Annotated in this window: 10 protein-coding genes; 5 read left to right on the top strand and 5 right to left on the bottom strand. The window is 59.6% G+C overall.

What is annotated here, in order from left to right; genetic code table 11:
- The first annotated feature begins 5,800 nt into the window (after positions 1 to 5,800).
- A complete protein-coding gene (locus LD110_RS23645; RefSeq protein ID WP_263855120.1) occupies positions 5,801 to 5,929 on the top strand; it encodes a hypothetical protein in 129 nt (42 codons plus the stop codon).
- A gap of 1,517 nt (positions 5,930 to 7,446) precedes the next feature.
- Here LD110_RS23645 and trxA read toward each other — a convergent pair.
- From trxA to LD110_RS10555, 5 genes are all read right to left on the bottom strand, one after another.
- Positions 7,447 to 7,773 (bottom strand): thioredoxin, encoded by a 327-nt coding sequence (gene trxA / locus LD110_RS10535; protein ID WP_225498759.1) that lies wholly within the window; start codon positions 7,771 to 7,773, stop codon positions 7,447 to 7,449.
- A 52-nt stretch (positions 7,774 to 7,825) separates the two neighbouring features.
- Positions 7,826 to 8,782, bottom strand: coding sequence for a thioredoxin-disulfide reductase (gene trxB, locus LD110_RS10540; protein ID WP_225498760.1), 957 nt, complete (start codon positions 8,780 to 8,782; stop codon positions 7,826 to 7,828).
- 217 nt (positions 8,783 to 8,999) lie between these two features.
- Positions 9,000 to 10,703 carry an ABC transporter substrate-binding protein gene (locus tag LD110_RS10545; protein ID WP_225498761.1) on the bottom strand — a complete coding sequence of 568 codons (1,704 nt, stop codon included), beginning with the start codon at positions 10,701 to 10,703 and terminating at the stop codon, positions 9,000 to 9,002.
- 164 nt (positions 10,704 to 10,867) lie between these two features.
- Positions 10,868 to 13,021, bottom strand: coding sequence for a murein biosynthesis integral membrane protein MurJ (gene murJ / locus LD110_RS10550; RefSeq protein WP_225498762.1), 2,154 nt, complete (start codon positions 13,019 to 13,021; stop codon positions 10,868 to 10,870).
- Positions 13,022 to 13,078: 57 nt separating this feature from the next.
- Positions 13,079 to 13,627, bottom strand: a complete 549-nt coding sequence (locus tag LD110_RS10555) for an NUDIX hydrolase (RefSeq protein WP_225498763.1) — start codon at positions 13,625 to 13,627, stop codon at positions 13,079 to 13,081.
- A gap of 129 nt (positions 13,628 to 13,756) precedes the next feature.
- Here LD110_RS10555 and LD110_RS10560 point away from each other — a divergent pair, with 129 nt between their 5' ends.
- The 4 genes from LD110_RS10560 (at position 13,757) to LD110_RS10575 (ending at position 18,167) form a co-directional block, all read left to right on the top strand.
- Complete coding sequence (locus LD110_RS10560; protein ID WP_225498764.1) at positions 13,757 to 15,280, top strand: CCA tRNA nucleotidyltransferase; 1,524 nt, start codon at positions 13,757 to 13,759, stop codon at positions 15,278 to 15,280.
- A 1-nt stretch (position 15,281) separates the two neighbouring features.
- On the top strand, positions 15,282 to 15,866 hold the full coding sequence (locus LD110_RS10565; protein ID WP_225498765.1) for a histidine phosphatase family protein: 585 nt from the start codon (positions 15,282 to 15,284) through the stop codon (positions 15,864 to 15,866).
- 578 nt (positions 15,867 to 16,444) lie between these two features.
- Positions 16,445 to 16,582, top strand: coding sequence for a hypothetical protein (locus tag LD110_RS10570; protein WP_225498766.1), 138 nt, complete (start codon positions 16,445 to 16,447; stop codon positions 16,580 to 16,582).
- Between the two features lie 115 nt (positions 16,583 to 16,697).
- Positions 16,698 to 18,167: a glycosyltransferase family 87 protein gene (locus LD110_RS10575; protein WP_225498767.1), complete on the top strand. Its 1,470-nt coding sequence runs from the start codon at positions 16,698 to 16,700 to the stop codon at positions 18,165 to 18,167.
- Positions 18,168 to 18,215 lie beyond the last annotated feature (48 nt).

Raw genomic sequence — 18,215 nt, forward strand, 5'->3', positions numbered from 1 at the left:
GTTGCACTCTCAGAGTTCATGAGAAGCCATCAAGTGTCTACATTCCTGCGCAATCGGCCGCGACTGCAAGTGGAATGATGGCAGGCCTGGGCTGCTGGATCTGGCAGGCATTTGGAGCCGGGGGTATGGTGCGGCCCTCAGGCATGTCTGATTGGGTGGACCTAGTTCAGGTCAAGGCCGCTTGGGTAACGCTCTCATCCAAAACTGGTGCATGGTCGGCCGTAGTAGGCCGACGGAAAGGTACGGACTGCTGGGTTTGATTTGGTGATTCGCTCACTCCCCCGGATTGCGAAGGAAGGCATTTGAACGGACGACTTTTGGGCCTGAAGTTTCACGTGAAACACCACGGGCCAAATATCGGTGTACAGATTGCATCGCCGAAGCGTAGCTTTTGTCAGCAATTTTGTCGGTCCACGTTTCGATTCGCGCCGCTCCCGGAGAATCTCTTGATTGCGCCATGATGCGCAGCCACCTAGGACGAAGGCTTAGGGAGAGGACTCGCACGTCCTCAAGTTCGCTGGTGTGTGCGATTCTGAGATTCTGTCGCGTATTTGGACTTGCACCCATGACGGTGGTCAGCCGGGGGTGTTTCACGTGAAACAGCCGTCGAAACAGCCGGTGTGTCCGGGACTGTTGTTATAGTCCTGGGAGATGGCCCTTTCGGTACATCTGTGGTGACGATTGCATCTGCGCCCTGAGCCCTGAGCCCTGAGCCCCGAGCCCAAAGGCAGGGCAATTGCGCATTTTTGGCTGTCTACGGCAGTGGACGTGTGGACCGGATCCCAATCCGACATTGGCTTCACACTCTCGGTCACTGAGCAATTGGCGACTTCGCTGGATCAGCGACCTTCCTAGCTTTGGGTGCTTTTGCGCGAATCGCTGCAGGTGTACAGACTGGGTCGCAATGTACTGCTTCTTTGGATAGTTACCTGGGCACCAACTGCCTGGATGCTCTTGATGGCCCCTGTAGTCAGTTCTCCTTGTTGGTGGCGCACGTGAACGGTTGATGGAGCTTGACCCGGAGTGCCTTAGCTGAACCACCTGCTTCCGGAGTTCTCGCCGGAAAGCCTGTGGTGAATCGTTGGGTCTGCCGCGCGCCGATAGTCTACTCACAGCCAGAGTTTCACGTGAAACGCTCACGCTACCGCTGAGCCTGCCCGATCTCTTGGAGCAAGCTTGCTGACTTTCAGGTGAAGAATGGGGGCAGATCTGGCAGGTCTCGTCAGTGCCTGACAAGCAGTCATTCCCTCGGTCGGGTATCAACTGCCTGTGGGGCATCCAAAGGAACAGGTGCGCTTCGTGGCTGAGGCAATCAGGTTTTAGTTCCAGGATCGCTCTCAGTCGCGATCTATCTTTCCCAACAGCCCTAGCAGCTGCGGCATCGCGGCGGATTCGCGGCTGCGAGATCTATCACTTGTTTCACGTGAAACGCTCCCCTGGTGTCAGTGCCGCCGACACCTTGGTGCGGAGCTCCCTGCACGTCCCTCCGCTATTGCTCAGGCCTTGCAGCGGCTGTGCACCGGCACGCAGGTTCGCTCGAGGTTCAACTCATTGGGCGGACGACCGTGTTAGGTATTGGTCGCGTGGCATGCGCGATGCCAGGCATATGACCACCTTCCGTCCGCCCCAAATGAGCGAAGATTTACCACCATACGAGGACTGATCTAGTGATGAATTGGACCGGTCCGCGCACTGCCCGAGAAGTGACGAATCGTCCTGGACGGGCAGGACTCCCTCTTCGATCAGGACTTGGTCAGCGGTGAGCCGACAAGACTTCGGTGGGCAACGGCCGGCCATAGTGGGATGAGCTGTCATTACCAAGTAGAAGTTCGGCCAATGCTAAGTAGCCTTCTTACCCCTCCTTGCCGGACTAGTTCAGAGTCGATCGACGCCTGGGACCAGGCGTCTGGGTCTGTTTGCAGCGGCGGGGCCAGGGAACATTGCGCTTATGGGACGAAGCCCCCGAATCTGGGGACGGGAGCCAAATGAACGGCTTGGTGCACAAACTCGCAGTCCGCCGTACCAGTCGCCCCCATCACTGGTTTGGGGAAATAGGCAGGTTGAGGTGTCCACTGGATGTGGGTACCACTATCCAACGGTTGGCTTCCCGACAGCAGACAGCATCAAGATTTTATCTCAGCACCCACGACTGAATGGCTTCGCTCTCGCGCCGGGCACAGCGACTCCTTCTTGATCAGAGCTGGAGTTGGTGGTGATGGATGCAAAATTTCCATGTGTGGTTAGTAGTGCCGGCCTCCGCAACAAGCCGGGTAGGCGATGACATGACCTCCACGACCGCTGGCCATTGCAGTGCGGGAGGAAGCCATCAGTGCGTGACGTTTCGACCTTCGCTATTCCGCCGACACACCGGAAATCACTGGTGGGGTACATCGTGGAAAGCACGCGGGCACCTCCGATTTGGTATCCAGTTGTTGCCCTTCGTCTGGCATAGTACGAGCTTGGCCTTGGATCCAGCCGTTCCTGGTCAGCGGCAGATGGGCTTGGGGCAGCTGGGCGATAGTACTTGGTTTTGCCCAGTTGGTTGCGTCCCACTTCTGCGACTCAGCTCGGTCACGACAATGGGTAGTGTGCAAGTTCTGTGCGTCTTGCACGTTCTAAGAATTTCCACACGCGTTTTGGTTCGAACATCGTGAGTCCCCCAGGTCCCACCAAAGGAACAATGTCGTGCTGGCGTGGTGCCGCTGGGTGGTTCACTTCCTCGCGAGAAATTGCTCGTTGTCGGCGCTCGAAGCCACGCCCAGGCTCTTTATCGGATTCCGGCAAGGTGTTAGATCCGGCTAATATCCATGTTGCGTAGTCTGTGGACGGTGTGGATAAGGCTGTGGATATTGATGTGGATAAGTGTGTGGAAAATCGTTCCCTGCTCTCACAGTCGGAAGGTCAAAGGCACCCAATACTTCCCTTGCCTTTTGAGAGGTCTACGATCTCGAGCCACCGTTTCACGTGAAACGATGGCTCACCCCGAGCGCACCCGACAGTTCTTCTCCGGAAATTCAGTAAAGTTTACCGAAAATAGCGGAAGTTAGCGGTGTCACACGTGGCCAGGTCTGGATGTAGACAGGTCTAGCCTGTTCTGAGCAGGGCTATCCAACGCGAACTGCATCACTCTATTTTTCTCCACACACCAATGAAGTTATCCACAAGGCCCTCCTGTGACCTGTGGATAACTGTGTGCATAACTTATCCACCATTGCCCTGTCTGTATGGTGAATGAAGACCGTGCAATGAAGCGGCTTGGTACCGACTGAGCGTTTCCCGCCAGCGAAGTCGTTCCTAGAGCGGGCCCCATCCGCCGTTCTGCGGGGCGATTTGGAGCAGCAGAATACTTGATAAGGAATCGGGAGTGGGACGTCGACTTGCTCGCGGGTTATCCTTTCGGATTCCGATGTGCAATCTTGACGCGTCCTACAAGTTCGCATTCCCCCCATGGGCGCAGTCCAGTCTACTGTTTCACGTGAAACGATCCGAGTGAGGTCCCCAGTGCCATTGCTGCTTTGTCAGGGCCGCGCGCTCCTTCGCAGAATGCCACGGGGGCTCCACGGTGGGCAGCGGGTCGTTCCGCCTTCCAAGCTGGTTGGCCCACGAGATGGGGAAACAAGCATGCGTGTTCCAGTGTGTTCTTGTCCTTGTCCTATGGGCAGATTCATGACCTTGAGCTGGGAGCCACCATACAGACATACAGAGGGACTGCCCCCATTTAGTGCCCGAAGGGGTACAGCGCCGGATTGCTCAGCGTCCTTTGGCAGAGACTCTTCCGGTCATTTGGATAGCCCCGCGTACAGTCTGCTTGGTTACCGGAACGGGTCTTCCGCCGAAAACAAAAAGGGGCAGTGACCCTAGAGGTGCATTTCCAAGTTGTGCGCATTCCGGTTTCCACGCTGAGGCGCCGAAAGACACGTCGCTTCTCCTCCCGGGAGCTTAGTGGCCAGGATCTCGTCTGGACTCCCGACTTATACGGTAGACAGTGGCTGTGCTGTCCTCGGAAAGACGGAAAGACGGAAAGACGGAAAGACGGAAAGACGGAAAGACGGAAGGACGCAAGGACGCAAGGACGGGAAGTCGGAGAGACGGAAAGGCGGAGAGAGGGAAGTCGGAAAGTCGCTTGGACGGAGGTATGGGCGAGCAGAGTGACGGACGAGCAGAGGGACGCAAAAGCCGGACAGAACCAATCGAGGGATTGGTCGATTGACGGAAAGACGCCGAGGGCTTCCCGGGTCGAATCACCTCAGTGCTCCCCTGGGCAAATCATCGGAGTGTGGCCGGCACATTGGACACCGGCTCATGTCGAATAGGGTGGCTGTTGCTCCGAGTTAGAGGAGACCTAGCGCCCTACTTTTCCGACTCTGTTTAGTCGCCGAGTCTGGAGCCCACGCCAATAGTGGACCTAGACGGTTGCCTAATCGGGCTACATGGGTTTTCGATGCAAATACGTTCCGGCTGTATGCGGCTTACAGGGTCAGAGCCGAAATCGAATCGAGCCTGGGCTCACCTTAGAACAGGGCGAGCAGCCTGGATCAAGTCGTTGCAAAAGGAACTGGTCCCGACGCTGCTTCCCTAGAGCCCATTCTGAGTCGTCCTCTTTCAGCTCACGGGGAGCCCTAAGCATACGCGATGCCAGACAACGGTGGTGTGCGGCAGAGAGGACATACCGTCTTGCCTTCGATGCGGTGATTCTTTTGTTGTTTCCTGTAGAACTGATCGACGCTTTGTGGATGTAGAACCGGCCCGTCTTAGAGAACAGTGACGGAAAGGAAGTGTGTGCACCGTTAGGTCCGCGAGCGGAAGTGTGTGTTGGAGCTGGGCATACGCAACTATCCACCCACGACTGTTGGAGAGGCCACACGGCGTTATGTAGGATCCCACTGCCCACTTGGCGGAGAATCTTAGTCAGAATGATTCAGCTGCCAGTACTACACAGAGTTCGAACAATTTCAGTAGGTCCGGCGTACATAGTGGCTTGCTCCGCAGGGCTCACCGGGGTGTAGCAAGATGCAACGCGTCGACTTCGTTCAGCGTCGACGGAGTGTTCGTCCTCCTTGTGCCATCTGTCCGTCTGTTCCTTCTTGTCCGTCTGTTCGCTGCTGGCACATTTGTGGGAACTTCACCGTCCACGAGGCTCCGTGGTTCCAGGATGCGGGCGTCTAGCCGCCACTGCTCTTGAGAACTTGGCGGCACTTCTCGGCTTTCGCTCGTGGCTCGTAATGGGAATCAAGTTAATTCAGTAGAGCAAGCATGTTTTTTGAGGACTCCTGGACGTTTGAGAAGGCTACAGGCCCATCGGTGGTTTCACGTGAAACTCTGAATGCCTGGCGCCTAAGTGCGAGACAGGCGCAGCGGGCGCATGAAAGAGCGAGACACCGCTATTCATCCGAGTCCACGGTGATGGCTGAACCCCGCGACTCAAAGTAGCATCCGGGCGGGACCACGCATGGATTATGCACCTACCCCGATTGGGATCGGAAAGACCCAAATGGTCCAGGCAAATGACTGGTCCACCAAAGAATTAGAAACACGTAAAGTACCGTGGATCTTTCGACGCGTTACAGCATTCCTTGCAGAAGGCCTGGTGCGGCGCTTGCTGCTTCCCTCAGGAGTTCCTTGGTCGGCGGAAACCAACGATCGATAGTGCGTTTCACGTGAAACAGCCGCTTCTACCAGCCATCTGTCCGCGCCCCTGCGCCAACTTGGCAATCGACTCTCACCCCAAAAGGCGTTGTGGTTTCACGTGGAACATGAATCATTTCAGGCGTAAGACACCTACCCGGACGACGCCCGCCCTATGGGTGTGCCTGCGGCGCAGCAGGACGACGCCGTCCTTTCACTTTACGAGACCCCTGAGGACGAAAACCTGCCGCTGGAACGGCCGCATGAACCGGGAGATTTCGTTGCCTTCAAGGAGCAGCTATAGCCTTTGGGCAAGACTGGTCATCGCCGCAGTCGGTCAGTGCACAACTTGAGTTGATTGGGCAGTAGGGACGACAGAGTGAAATGAAACATCTCTGAATTGGTGGCGCCGCAATTGGCCGCGAATGACAAATCTTTGGAATGGTCCGAGATGCAAGATGCAAGATGCAAGATGCAAGATGCAAGGGGCCCTTGGGAATGGGCGCTCGAGTCCGTTCCCTAGAAGACCGAAAGGGTCGAGTAGTCCATAAACACAATCTGGCACGTGATTGTTGGCGCCAGTGCTGTGTGGATTCTTGGACTTGTCTGGCTGGTGCATTCTGAATTCGGGACGGGCCATCCAGTCTGTTCCACGTGAAACGGACTGGATGGTTGTACACTCCGGGAACAGCGTCGACTCTTTACCGGAAAGCGACAGGCCAAGGTTCGCTGCTACCGTCCGCGGCCGCCGTCCCCTACTGTCTTATGGCTGATCTGCCAGAAGCCATCCATTTCGTGTGGTGGTTGTGCAGCCCCTGGCGACCATGAGATGCAGTCGCGAAGGCGGAGTAATGTACTTTTCCAGAACCCGACCGCACTGAGCGCAGTCCCGCCGGCTAGGCGATGCGGTGGGAAACTACGGTGGCAATCGACCACGTAATGGCGCGTTCCCCCGACATAACCAAATCATGCGATAGCGATGGCCAAAAGCAGGACTGAAGCGGCGGCCGATTCCAGACACATTGTGAAACGCCAGATCGCGGGGCATCAGTAAAAAAGCCGAACAAAACAATCGAAAATTAATGAATACGCTATCAGCCGATGTCGATAAGCGTTGGCCCACCCTTCGTTCCGCCCTCAAAGCAATCCCGGAGGCATGTCCTGCGTCCTGCCGTAGCTTGGCGAAGCAGCACGCAATCAATGCAAGACCTACGAACGTCCAATAGATGGCTCACTCGCAGGCGTGTCCCATCATCTGTCCCGCTAGGCGTGTCCCATCATCTGTCCCCCAACGCTTGCCGCAAAGGGTGGCAGCGCCGGAATGAACCCGAACACACGAAGTCCAACAATCTGACGCCTACACGACTAGGGCTGGCACCTGCACCGGCGCTGCTACCCGCACCAGCACCTGCACCTAGCAAAGCAAGGTCCGGTTCTAGCTAAACTTTGCAGACCTAAGACCAAGGAATCCCTTGCCGAAATGAGTGTCGCAAAATTCGCTAAATCATGAACACGGTTTCGTGGTCAGGCTTGCCACTCGTCCATCGCCATAGCAAAGGAAGGTCCGGTCCTTGCCAAACGCTGCAGACCTTAGAACCAAGGAATCCCTCGCCGAAATGAGTGCCGCAAAGTTCGCTGAATCATGAACACGGTGTCGTGGTCAGGCTTGCCCCTCCTCATCGTCCCCATAACAAGGCAAGGCCGGTGCTGCCGAAGTGGAGCGGTCATTGCAATGTTGACCAGCCCCGGTGCGGCAGCACCGGCCTTTGCTCAAATGTGTCCGGAAGGCGCTTCCTCGGAATCCGAGAAGCAGCAGCTCAATTAGGACAGGACGTCAGCGAATTCTTTCTCGAAGAACTGCTTGGGCTTAGCGCCAATGACGGTGCTCTTCACTTCCCCGCCGCTGAACAGGTACACAGCGGGGATGGACGTGATGCCATACTCGGCAGCGATGGCGGGGTTGTCGTCGACGTTAACCTTCACGACCTCAACCTTCTCGCTGTATTCAACGGAGATCTCGTCGAGAATCGGACCGAGCTTGCGGCAAGGCCCGCACCATTCTGCCCAGAAGTCGACAATCACAGGCTTGTCGGCGGCCAGGACATCAGTGCTGAAACTTGCGTCGGTAACGTCTTTGGCGTTGCTCATTGTTTCTCTTTCCCTTGGTGTGAGTGGGACCGTGCCCGGAGGCAGCGAGTCGTTAGGACTGCAGCTCGGCCAGGTAGTGCTCGACGTCCAGGGCAGCCACACAGCCTGAGCCGGATGCGGTGATTGCCTGGCGGTAGGCGGGGTCGATTACGTCACCGGCGGCAAAGACACCCTTAAGGCTCGTCTTGGAGGTACGGCCTTCGACGGCGATGGTTCCCTCGGGGGTCAGTTCCAGGGTGTCCTTGACGAGTTCCGTACGTGGATCGTTGCCGATTGCCACAAAGACACCAGTCACGGGGAGTTCCGTTTCGGCACCGTCCACGCTGTTTTTCAGCTTAAGTCCAGTGACCTTGTCCCCGCCGAGAACGTCTTCAACAGTGGTGTTCCAGACGAAGTTGATCTTTTCGTGCGCCAGAGCCCGGTCGGCCATAATCTTGGAGGCCTTCAGGCTGTCGCGGCGGTGCACCACGGTGACCGACTTAGCAAACTTAGTAAGGAACAGGGCCTCCTCCATGGCGGAGTCGCCACCACCGATAACGGCGATGTCCTGGTCCTTGAAGAAGAAACCATCACAGGTTGCGCACCAGCTAACACCGTGGCCTGAGAGGCGCTTCTCGTTAGGAAGCCCAAGCTCACGGTAAGCCGAACCGGTGGACAGAATAATTGCCCGCGCCTGGAATGTCTCCCCCGTGCCGATGGTGACCGTCTTGACGTCGCCGTCGAGCTTTAGTTCGGTGACATCCTCGAAGAGGATCTCAGTGCCGAAGCGCGCCGCCTGCTTCTCGAAGTTCTCCATGAGATCCGGACCCATGATGCCGTCCGGGAACCCCGGGTAGTTTTCAACATCCGTGGTGTTCATCAGCTCGCCACCTGCGGTGACCGACCCTGCAATGAGCAGCGGCTTCATGTTGGCACGGGCGGTGTAGACGGCGGCCGTGTAGCCAGCCGGACCCGAGCCCACAATGATGACATCACGTACGTCTGACGTGGTGTTTGCTACCTCGCTCACAAGCGGTGAACCTCTTCCTTAGTCGATGCACCGGCTTCTCAGGCCGGCCACATGGCACAACCCGTGGCGTGTGCCGAATATTCCTGTGTTCTTGGGCACCACGATGTAGACGCCACCTACAGGTTACCGTCCGAGCTTCGAGGTACGAGTTTGCGTGCAGCTCGCGTCGTTAAGGCGCGTCATAAGTGGCAGCAGCCACCACACCAACCCAAAGGTGTTATTGCACCTTGACCTCGGCCAGGCGAAGGCCGTAGCCATAACGCGTCTTGGGAGCAGCGAGCTTGGGCAGCGTCTTGATGGACACGATGATGTACTGCGCCGTGCTGGGCTCCGTGAGCGGCATGGTCAGGTCCTGTGATGTGAAGCTGTTGGTCCCAACCTGCTTCGCACCATCCATAGCAGGGCGGTCGTTGGTGAACACGCTGATGCTTCCGCCGGAGGCACCCAACTGGCTGAGCGTAATCGAGGAGACCTGCGACGGCGCCTTTAGCTTGACCACCAGGGGCACTTCGGTAGCAAAGCCACCCCAGTTCTCCGTTGCGAACTCCATGTCCGACCAGTAGCTGGCAGCATTGCCGTCGAAAGCCTTGGCCAGGTCCTTGTCATATGTTGCGGCGAAGTCGAAGTTGCCCAATCGGGTGATGGACTCAATCGACGGCGGACCTGCCGCAGGCGCTGTGGTTCCCGTGCTCTTCGGTGATCCGGACGCTGAGCCTGTGGCGGGCGGGGCCGTAGTCGCATTGTTCCCGGCGGAAGGTTGGCCGCTGGGGAAAATGCTGCCCAAATTAGTGATCGCCAAAATTAAGCCGACCACCAGAACGGCGGCGAGGATGCCGCCGACCAGCCACCTCAAGGATCGCGGCTCCCGCTCGGGTTCGTCGTCGTAGTACTCGTCTTCCTCGTAGTCTGTGCCCGATGGCGGCGCCGACTGGAACGCCGCTGCGCCGGGAGAGATCTGCCCGGAACCGGGGTGCTCATCCGAGGAAGACTCAGAGTAGCCGTAGTCGTGGTCCGACCACAGGGACACTTTGGGCTTCTCCCCGGAGGCAGCGCCGCCGGCACCTGCCCCAGCACCGGCACCGGACCCCGCGGCGTCGAAGGCCTGCGTGGTCGGCTGTGCCTGGACGTCTTGAGCGGCCGTGTCAGCCGAATCAGGCTTACGAGCCATTTGATCGGTGCCCGCTTGACCGGAACCGGCGCCTGAGCCTACAACGGCATCCGAGCCCTCGCCGGATGTGCCCGTTTGGGCATCCGAGGACTTGCCACCAGCGCCCTTTACAGCGGCTGCAGCTGCCGTCGCAGCGGCGCCAGCACCCGCTGCTGCCGCTGCAAGCTTCGCGGCAAGGCCCTGGTGGGGAGCCGCTGCGGGACGCGGAGGCATGGGCGGAACAACCGGCGGACGACGGACACCTTGATCCGGGGCCTGAGTGACAGGCTGCTGACCGGTGGGACCGGGCCGGGACGCCTCCACCCCGTGCTCGCCGTACTTGATGTATTCGGCTTCGATCTCATCATCGTAGAGTCCGTCGTAGGGCTCGGGCTCGTTGGAACGTGCCTGCCCGAAAATTTCACTGCCCAGCGTGTCAGTGAAAAACGGCTCCACATAGGGCTCGTCTGAGGCAACCACCAGGTCCAGAAGGTCCGGGGCGCTGCTGTGGTTGGTGATGAGGTATGTGGTGTTGTCGCTGACGCCAAGGTCTAGGATCTGTACGTTGCCAGCACGTTCGCCCGTCGCAACTTCACGCGCACTCTGTGCGACTTGGTCGGCGTTCCCCGGTCCGGCGACGAGGATGCTGACCGGCCTGTTGAGCACCTGGTCCACGCCATCCAGCACCAGATCCTGGTCGTGCGAGGTCAGTACCGTGGCCGTGACCTTATACCGGCCGCCAAGTACTGATCCGACATCGATCGGGTGGGACACGAGTTCCTCCTAGGCTGTCTAAGGAGCTGCGGGCCCTTCACACTGGTCTTGTTCCAGCCGGTTGAGCCCTGGTTGGCAACTACCTGTACTAGCTTCTGATCCTAGCCGATGGGCGGCCAGCAGCCCGGGTCCAGCGCTTGATGTCACACTTCGACGACGTGATATTAGCGTCTCCGCCGGGTCCGCTGGGTGAAATGTGGGTTCTGCCCGAGCTCGCCCTGGTAAGTTCTCCGGCCCGGCAACGGGATCTGTGCCTGGTCCCCTCCGCCCTGGGCGGTGCTGGGAACATCCTCCTCAGGAAGATAAGGCCCGACGCCGGAACCTCCTTCGGTGCCAACGTCGGCACTGGCATCCACCTCAGCCTCCGTGCCGGCGTCGACCTCAGCCGCCGTACCGGCGTCGACCGTATTGGAAGCACTCGCCCCGCCCTGATGACTGCCGCCGTCGTGTGTCCCTTCTTCTGGCACGGGTCCCATCAAGGTGACTGCCGGCCGCACCCGCTGAATCTGTCCGGTCGCGGGGCCGGCCCGGAAGGACGCGGCGTCGAATTCGCCGGAAATGCGCGGAATCAGTCCGGTGTCGTCAGACAGAGTGGCGCGTTCGATGGGCTCGTGGTCCTCGGCTGGCGCGGGGCCACCGCGGCCCAGGCGGCCCAGCAGCGGCCTGAGCAAGTCTGCCAATTCGGAAACCCTGAAGAGGCGAAGCAACAGGAAATACGCCACCAGCATCACCGGTCCCACCACGACGATGGTGATCAACGCCGCGATTCGGTCACTCCAGGCGAAGCCGTCACGGTTATAGCTGCCCAGGAGCCAGAGGGCCACTGCACCAGCAAGGGCGGACCCGGCGGCGGCATAACCCATGCGGATGTAGGAGTTGGCGATGCGCGGGCCGTCGAGGTGTCCCAAAAGCCGGCGCAGGAAGAATGCGCTGATCACCACGGAGAGGATGTTCCCCACCATGTACAGGATGGCGATGGCAAAGATGATCTGGCCGACAGGCAGGAACTGGATGAGGAACGCGCCCACAACATTGACCACCGCCAGGAGCAGTTGGATGTAGAAGGGCGTGCGTGCGTCCTCGTTGGCGTAGAACACTCGGGACATCATGAAGTTGGCGCTCATAAAGGGCGTGCTAAGCGACAGGATAGTCAGCGTTTGCGCCAGCATCACGCCGTCCTGCTTGAGGCCGCCGGAGAAGAACATGCCCAACGGGCCGGCGAGGGCGAACAGGGCCAGCGCGCCGAAAACGGTGGCGACGGCCATGGTCCGCAGTCCGTGCGAGAGGGCGTCGCGGAGGGCGTCCCGGTCACCGTTCTGGGAGGCTCGCGTCATCCTGTTAAAAAGAACAGTGGCAAGCGACAGCGCAATGATCGAGTGCGGCAGCAAATACAGTTGGCTGGCGACCTCCAACACCGCGTTACCGGGAAGGGCCTTCGCGGTAGGGTCGCCAGCGTGCTCCAGCCTCAGGCGCTCAGCGCCAGGGATCGTAGCCACCTTCATGACATAGAGGAACGCCAACTGCCCGACGGCGGCAGTCAGGAGCGTCCAGACGCTCAGCTTCGCGGCGTGGCCGAGTCCGACGCCGCGCCAGCCAAAGCGCGGACGGATGCCAAGCCGCAGCCGCATGACGGGAATCAGCAGGATGGCGGTTTGGGAAACCACGCCAATAGTGGAGAACCCCGCAACCAGGAAAGTTTGGGAATCGCCCCAGTTGTCCAGGGTGTGCGGATTGGTGTTGTTTGAGCCGAGGAGCCAGATGAACATGCCAAGGCCGGCGATGGCCACTATGTTGTTCAAAATAGGCGCCCACATGGCCGGGCCGAAGGCGCCGTTGGCATTCAGGACCTGCGTCAGCAGCGCATAAAGGCCGTAGAAGAAGATCTGCGGGAGGCACCAGAACGCGAAGCTCACGGCAAGGGCTTTTTGTTGGGGTGAATATCCCTGCGTTGTTAGGTCGATGACCCAGGGTGCGGCCAGCGTCACCAGCAGGGTCAACCCCAGCATCACCAGCACAGCGAGTGTCAGGAGCCTGCTGATGTAGTCAGCTCCCCGGTCCGGCCCCTTGCTGGCTTTGATGATCTGCGGCACCAGTACGGCGTTGAACACACCGCCCGCAACCAGCAGGAAGATCAGGTTTGGCAGGTTGTTGGCATTGATGAAGGTGTCATTGACCGTTGAACCGAGGCCCAGCGCGGCGGCCAGCATCCACGTTTTGGCGAAACCGAGAAAGCGCGACACCAGCGTGCCAGCGGCCATGATGGCACCGGAACGCGCTTCTCCGGACTGGACGGACTGGGCTGATTTGGCGGCAGACATCGGCTTAATCGTCCCATGAGTGGGTGTTGAGACCCTTTAAGGGCACCCGCGGAACACCTAGAGGTGTTCGGGAAGGACCTCTCGGGCCAGGTCGGCGATCCGCCGCTCATTGGGGAAAGAAAGCTTGCGCGCCAACTCGTGGATGGGCACCCAGGCGGCGTCTACGGCTTCCTTGTCGGGGTCGTTTTCGATGGTCAGTTCGCCGCCGGTGGCCTCCAATAGGAAGTGGTGCACGGTCTTGTGCACACGGTGGCCGCTTACGGTGAACCAGTAGTCGATGCTGCCGAGCGGGGCCAGAATATTGCCCTTGATCCCCGTTTCTTCGGCGATTTCGCGGACTGCTGCCTGCTCGTTGTTTTCCTTGCCCTCCGGGTGGCCCTTGGGAAGGCACCACTCAAGGCGACCACCCCGGTTGAGGCGGGCAATAATCGCAACCCGCAATTCGCCGTCGGACGTGTCCACCACAACGCCGCCGGCGGAGATCTCCTCCACAGTGGGGAGGGAGGCCTGGACCGGGTGCGCGACGGGCGCGACGTGTGCACCGATTGCCGACGGCAACGGTGCGTTCGTCCTCCTGCCTGGAGCGCTCGGGATCGGGTTGGCCATGAAGTCCACTCTAACGACTCTTGCCCGGAGTTGATGACCGGAACATGACCTAAAGGTGGACGGCGGGAGACCGCGCTGAAGGTAACTGTGCACCAAGGTGGAAGTAAAATCTGCCAAGCTTAAGGGACTATGGCGCAGGTATTGGACAGCTCTTCAGTCAACTTTCAGATGGATCCGGTCGTATTGGACCTCGGCCAGCGATTCGTCGACGCCGGATTTGAGCTGTCCCTCGTTGGCGGGCCGGTTCGTGACCTCTTCCTGGGTCGATCCTCCCCCGACCTGGACTTTACAACCAATGCCACGCCGGACCAGACCATCAAGATCATCAAGAAGTGGGCGGACACCTTCTGGGAAATTGGCCGCGACTTTGGGACGATCGGGATGCGCAAGGGCGGCCTGACCATCGAGATCACCACATATCGCGCCGAGGCCTACGATCCGGATTCCCGCAAACCAGTGGTGGCATTCGGTTCCTCGCTCGCGGACGACCTCCTGCGCCGCGATTTCACTATTAATGCGATGGCCCTGCGGCTGCCTTCAATGGAACTCGTGGATCCCTTTGGCGGCATTCGTGACCTGCACGCTTCCGTGCTGTCCACCCCGGGCACTCCCGAGGACTCTTTCTCGGACGACCCGCTGCGCATGATGCGGGCTGCGCGCTTCGCTGCTCAGTTGGGTGTGGACGTACATCAGGACGTCCGCGAGGCGATGACGCGGATGGCCGAGCGAATCAAAATCATCTCCGCCGAGCGAGTCCGTGAGGAACTCGTCAAGCTCATTAATGGTGCCCATCCGCGCATCGGCATCGATCTGCTGGTGGATACCGGCCTTGCTGAGTTCGTCCTGCCGGAAGTATCCGCCCTGCGCCTTGAGGCCGACGAGCACCACCGCCATAAGGATGTCTACCAGCATTCACTGCAGGTGTTGGAGCAGGCTGTGGCGCTTGAGACCGGGCCTGAAGGCCCGGTTCCCGGCCCGGATTTCGTCCTCCGTTTCGCGGCGTTAATGCACGACGTCGGTAAGCCGGCTACACGGCGATTCGAGCCTGGCGGTGGGGTTAGTTTCCGCCACCATGACGTGGTGGGCGCCAAGCTCACCACCAAGCGGATGAAGGCGCTGCGCTTCGATAACGACACCATCAAGGCCGTGGCCCGCCTAGTGGAACTGCACATGCGTTTTTACGGTTACGGTGACGCCGGCTGGACCGACTCGGCTGTCCGGCGGTATGTCACGGACGCAGGACCGCTCTTGGAACGCCTCCACCGCCTGACGCGCTCCGACGTCACCACACGCAACCAGCGGAAAGCGGACCGGCTCTCCTTCGCGTATGACGATCTGGAGCAGCGTATCGCGGCTCTCGCCGAGCAGGAGTCCCTGAACGCGATTCGTCCCGACCTTGACGGCGCACAGATCATGGAATTGCTGGACCTGAAGCCTGGTCCCCTTGTGGGTCGTGCCTACAAATTCCTACTTGAGGAGCGAATGGAGCACGGGCCTCTGCCCCACGACGAGGCTGTAGCCAGGCTGCGGGCGTGGTGGGCCCAGCAGCCGGAGTCCGTCGCCTTCACGAACGACGCTGAACCTTCCGATAACGGCTCCGCACCGTCCACCGGCGGCCCCGCAGCCGACTCGCCGAATACTAAGGAGTCCTAAGTTGAACGCACCCGCCAACACCGCACGTCCGCAGCTGTGGATCATGCGCCACGGCGAGACCGAGTGGTCCAAGAGCGGACAATACACCGGCCTGACCGATCTCCCCCTGACCGTAGAGGGTGAGCAGCAGGCAGTGGAGGCACGCAAAGTCCTTGAAGGGATCGACTTCGACTTGGTGCTCACTTCGCCGCTGCGGCGCGCGCGTCGGACGGCCGAACTGGCGGGCTTTCCGGATGCCGTGCATGAGCCGCTGGCCGTTGAATGGAACTACGGGGACTACGAGGGCATCAGCTCGGACCTCATCCGCAAGGACAACCCGGACTACCTGATCTGGACGGACGGGGTTCCCAACGGTGAAACCCTGGATGAGGTGGCCGCCCGTGCCGACAAGATCATCGCCCGTGTCCTGGAATCCGGGATGGATAACGTGCTGATTGTTGCGCATGGCCACTTTTCGCGCATCCTTACAGCCCGGTGGCTCGAGATGGACGCGCGGGAGGGTCGGCACTTCATCCTGGGCACAGCGAAGGTCTGCACCCTGGGGTGGGACAAGAAAACGCCCGCAATCGTGCGCTGGGGTCTTTAGGAAATAGACAACTTTACGGAATTTGTGAAATTCGAATAAATTCGGTGGTCAAGTCCGGATTGATCGTGTACCTTTTATTCCAGATCCTAGAGCGAATTGCCGGGATCATTTATGCGCTTCCTGTCGGCCTGAGCCGCCGGGGGCCTGGCGGAAGAGGAGGTTGGGAGATGATTACCTTGACTAGCGATTGGACGATTGACGCTGGCCATGCCCCGGCCTTCCGCTGCCGTGCGCGCAATTTTCGAGGCCTGTCCGCAGCCTGAAATCGGGGTCAGTCCCCTGGTCAATCCGGGCTGAACCAGCGATCTTCGCTCTGACACATATCCATTGCTGATGCCGCTGCGTGGCAATTTTGTGTCCTGTGGGCTAAAAGCCTGAGGGAAGAACCCTTCACCACGCCGTGTCCCGCGAAAAATCCGGGCTGGCTGCGATGCGTTCCCACCTTTGGCCTGTTACGCGTCGAGTGGATTTCAGCTATTTTGTGCTCCCGTTATCGGCCTTCTTTTATCTCAATGGCCGGTCTATTTGCCATGCCAAATTTGTCCCATGAGGACTATTTTCCGAAAGGAGGTGACTTGATGCGCAGGAAAGCCAAGAATTCCACCATATTCAACTGGAACCCAACCCCCAGGGACTGGAACCTCATCAATGGTCAGTTATTCGACCAGCGCCGTGAAGATGTCTATGTGATCCTCCACACCAGCGCGATCCGCTGACTAGTTGCGGCAAGATCGAGGGGTCATGGGGAGCCCACGCCAGTTAAGCAGGTCTGTCCAGGGCGTGGGGCTCCCCTTTCGCGGGCTTCATTTAGCGGACTGTATGCTCGAAACCATGCAGGAGACAGAGCCGCACCATCAGCCGAGGCGTGCGCGCTTTGTTGTTCCCAGCCGAGCTGACGCGCTGCTGCGCAACTTCACTGAGCTCATCGGCGGTCCTCTGGGACACCGAACCGAGCCGGGGGTTGTCCTGCCACGGATCTTCACCGTGGAGCGCGTACTGATCATCTTGACGGTGATCGCGGCGCTGCTTGCCGTAGTGGTCAAGAATCACTGCAGGCTCAACGGCTGGCAGATTCCCACCCAGTTCTACGCCACCTGCTATTCCGACTTCCCGGAGCTGTTTCGCAACCGCGGCCTGGGCGACGGGGTTTTCCCCTTCTTCACCCAAGGGAGCTACTTCGAGTACCCGGTGATCATGGGGGTTATTGCCGGGGCAACGGCTGCACTGGTACCCGGATCCGGCGTGAACGCCAGCCGCGTCCTAGGGTACTTCGACGTCAACGCCACCCTCGTGGCCGCCGTTTGGATCGTCACGGTCCTGGCAACTTCCCGAATGAGCGCCCGTCGGCCATGGGACGCGGCGATGGTCGCCCTGGCACCGGGCATCATTCTGGCCGGCCTGATCAATTGGGACATGTGGGCCGTTGGCATGTTGGCCGTTGCCATGCTGGCATTTTCCCGTGGCCGCCTGGTGGTGGCGGGCATCTTCATTGGCTTAGGCACGGCCACCAAGCTCTATCCACTGTTGATCATGGGGGCCATCCTTGTGCTGGCCCTGCGGACTGGAAAGCTGAAACCATTGCTGGTGACCGCCGCGTCCGCGGCTGGAGCTTGGCTGGCCGTAAACCTCCCGGTCGCTGCGATCAATCCAACCGGCTGGCGCTATTTTTTTGAGTTTTCCGAGGACCGACCTGCCGGCTACAGCTCCCTCTGGTTCGCCTACAACCTAGTGGCGGACCGGCTGCACTGGGTTCCTCTTGAGGCTGCCCTCATCAATACCGCCGGCACGTGGCTTTTCCTGGCTGCCTGTGGCCTGATCGCACTGTTGGGCATCACGGCTCCGCGACGCCCGCGGCTGGCGCAATTGGCGTTCCTGATCGTGGCGGCGTTTATCCTCACCAACAAGGTGTATTCGCCGCAGTTTGTTCTGTGGCTGGTGCCACTGCTGGCCCTTGCCCGGCCACGTTGGCGTGATTTCCTTCTCTGGCAGGCTGCAGAAGCCCTCCACTGGGGCGCTGTGTGGATGTACCTTGGCCAGGTAACCAGTGGAGGCCCTAGCCAGCACAACATAGATATGCCGTACTACGTACTAGCAGTTGTTGCACACATGCTGGCCACGGCATATTTGATGTTCCGCGTGGTGTGGGATGTCTGGGATCCGCACTTCGATCCGGTTCGCGTGCATGGAATGGACGATCCGCAAGGGGGCCCGTTTGCAGGTAGTCCTGACCGGTTACGCCTGGACCTGAATCGGCCTTCGGCCTCTGTGCTGCCGTGGCGGAGGGCCGTCAACCGGACGTAGTCCGTGTGAAGTTTTCACGACGTTGCCCGCTTGCTATGGTTGAGGCTG

The organism is Arthrobacter sp. M4 (assembly GCF_020251205.1).
Taxonomy (GTDB): Bacteria; Actinomycetota; Actinomycetes; order Actinomycetales; family Micrococcaceae; genus Arthrobacter.

What these genes read in the sequence shown, in the direction of transcription:
- LD110_RS23645 (WP_263855120.1), top strand. Translation starts at nt 5,801, where the DNA reads ATGGGTGTGCCTGCGGCGCAGCAGGACGACGCCGTCCTTTCACTTTAC.
- trxA (WP_225498759.1), bottom strand. Translation starts at nt 7,773, where the DNA reads ATGAGCAACGCCAAAGACGTTACCGACGCAAGTTTCAGCACTGATGTC.
- murJ (WP_225498762.1), bottom strand. Translation starts at nt 13,021, where the DNA reads ATGTCTGCCGCCAAATCAGCCCAGTCCGTCCAGTCCGGAGAAGCGCGT.
- LD110_RS10555 (WP_225498763.1), bottom strand. Translation starts at nt 13,627, where the DNA reads ATGGCCAACCCGATCCCGAGCGCTCCAGGCAGGAGGACGAACGCACCG.
- LD110_RS10560 (WP_225498764.1), top strand. Translation starts at nt 13,757, where the DNA reads ATGGCGCAGGTATTGGACAGCTCTTCAGTCAACTTTCAGATGGATCCG.
- LD110_RS10570 (WP_225498766.1), top strand. Translation starts at nt 16,445, where the DNA reads ATGCGCAGGAAAGCCAAGAATTCCACCATATTCAACTGGAACCCAACC.
- LD110_RS10575 (WP_225498767.1), top strand. Translation starts at nt 16,698, where the DNA reads ATGCAGGAGACAGAGCCGCACCATCAGCCGAGGCGTGCGCGCTTTGTT.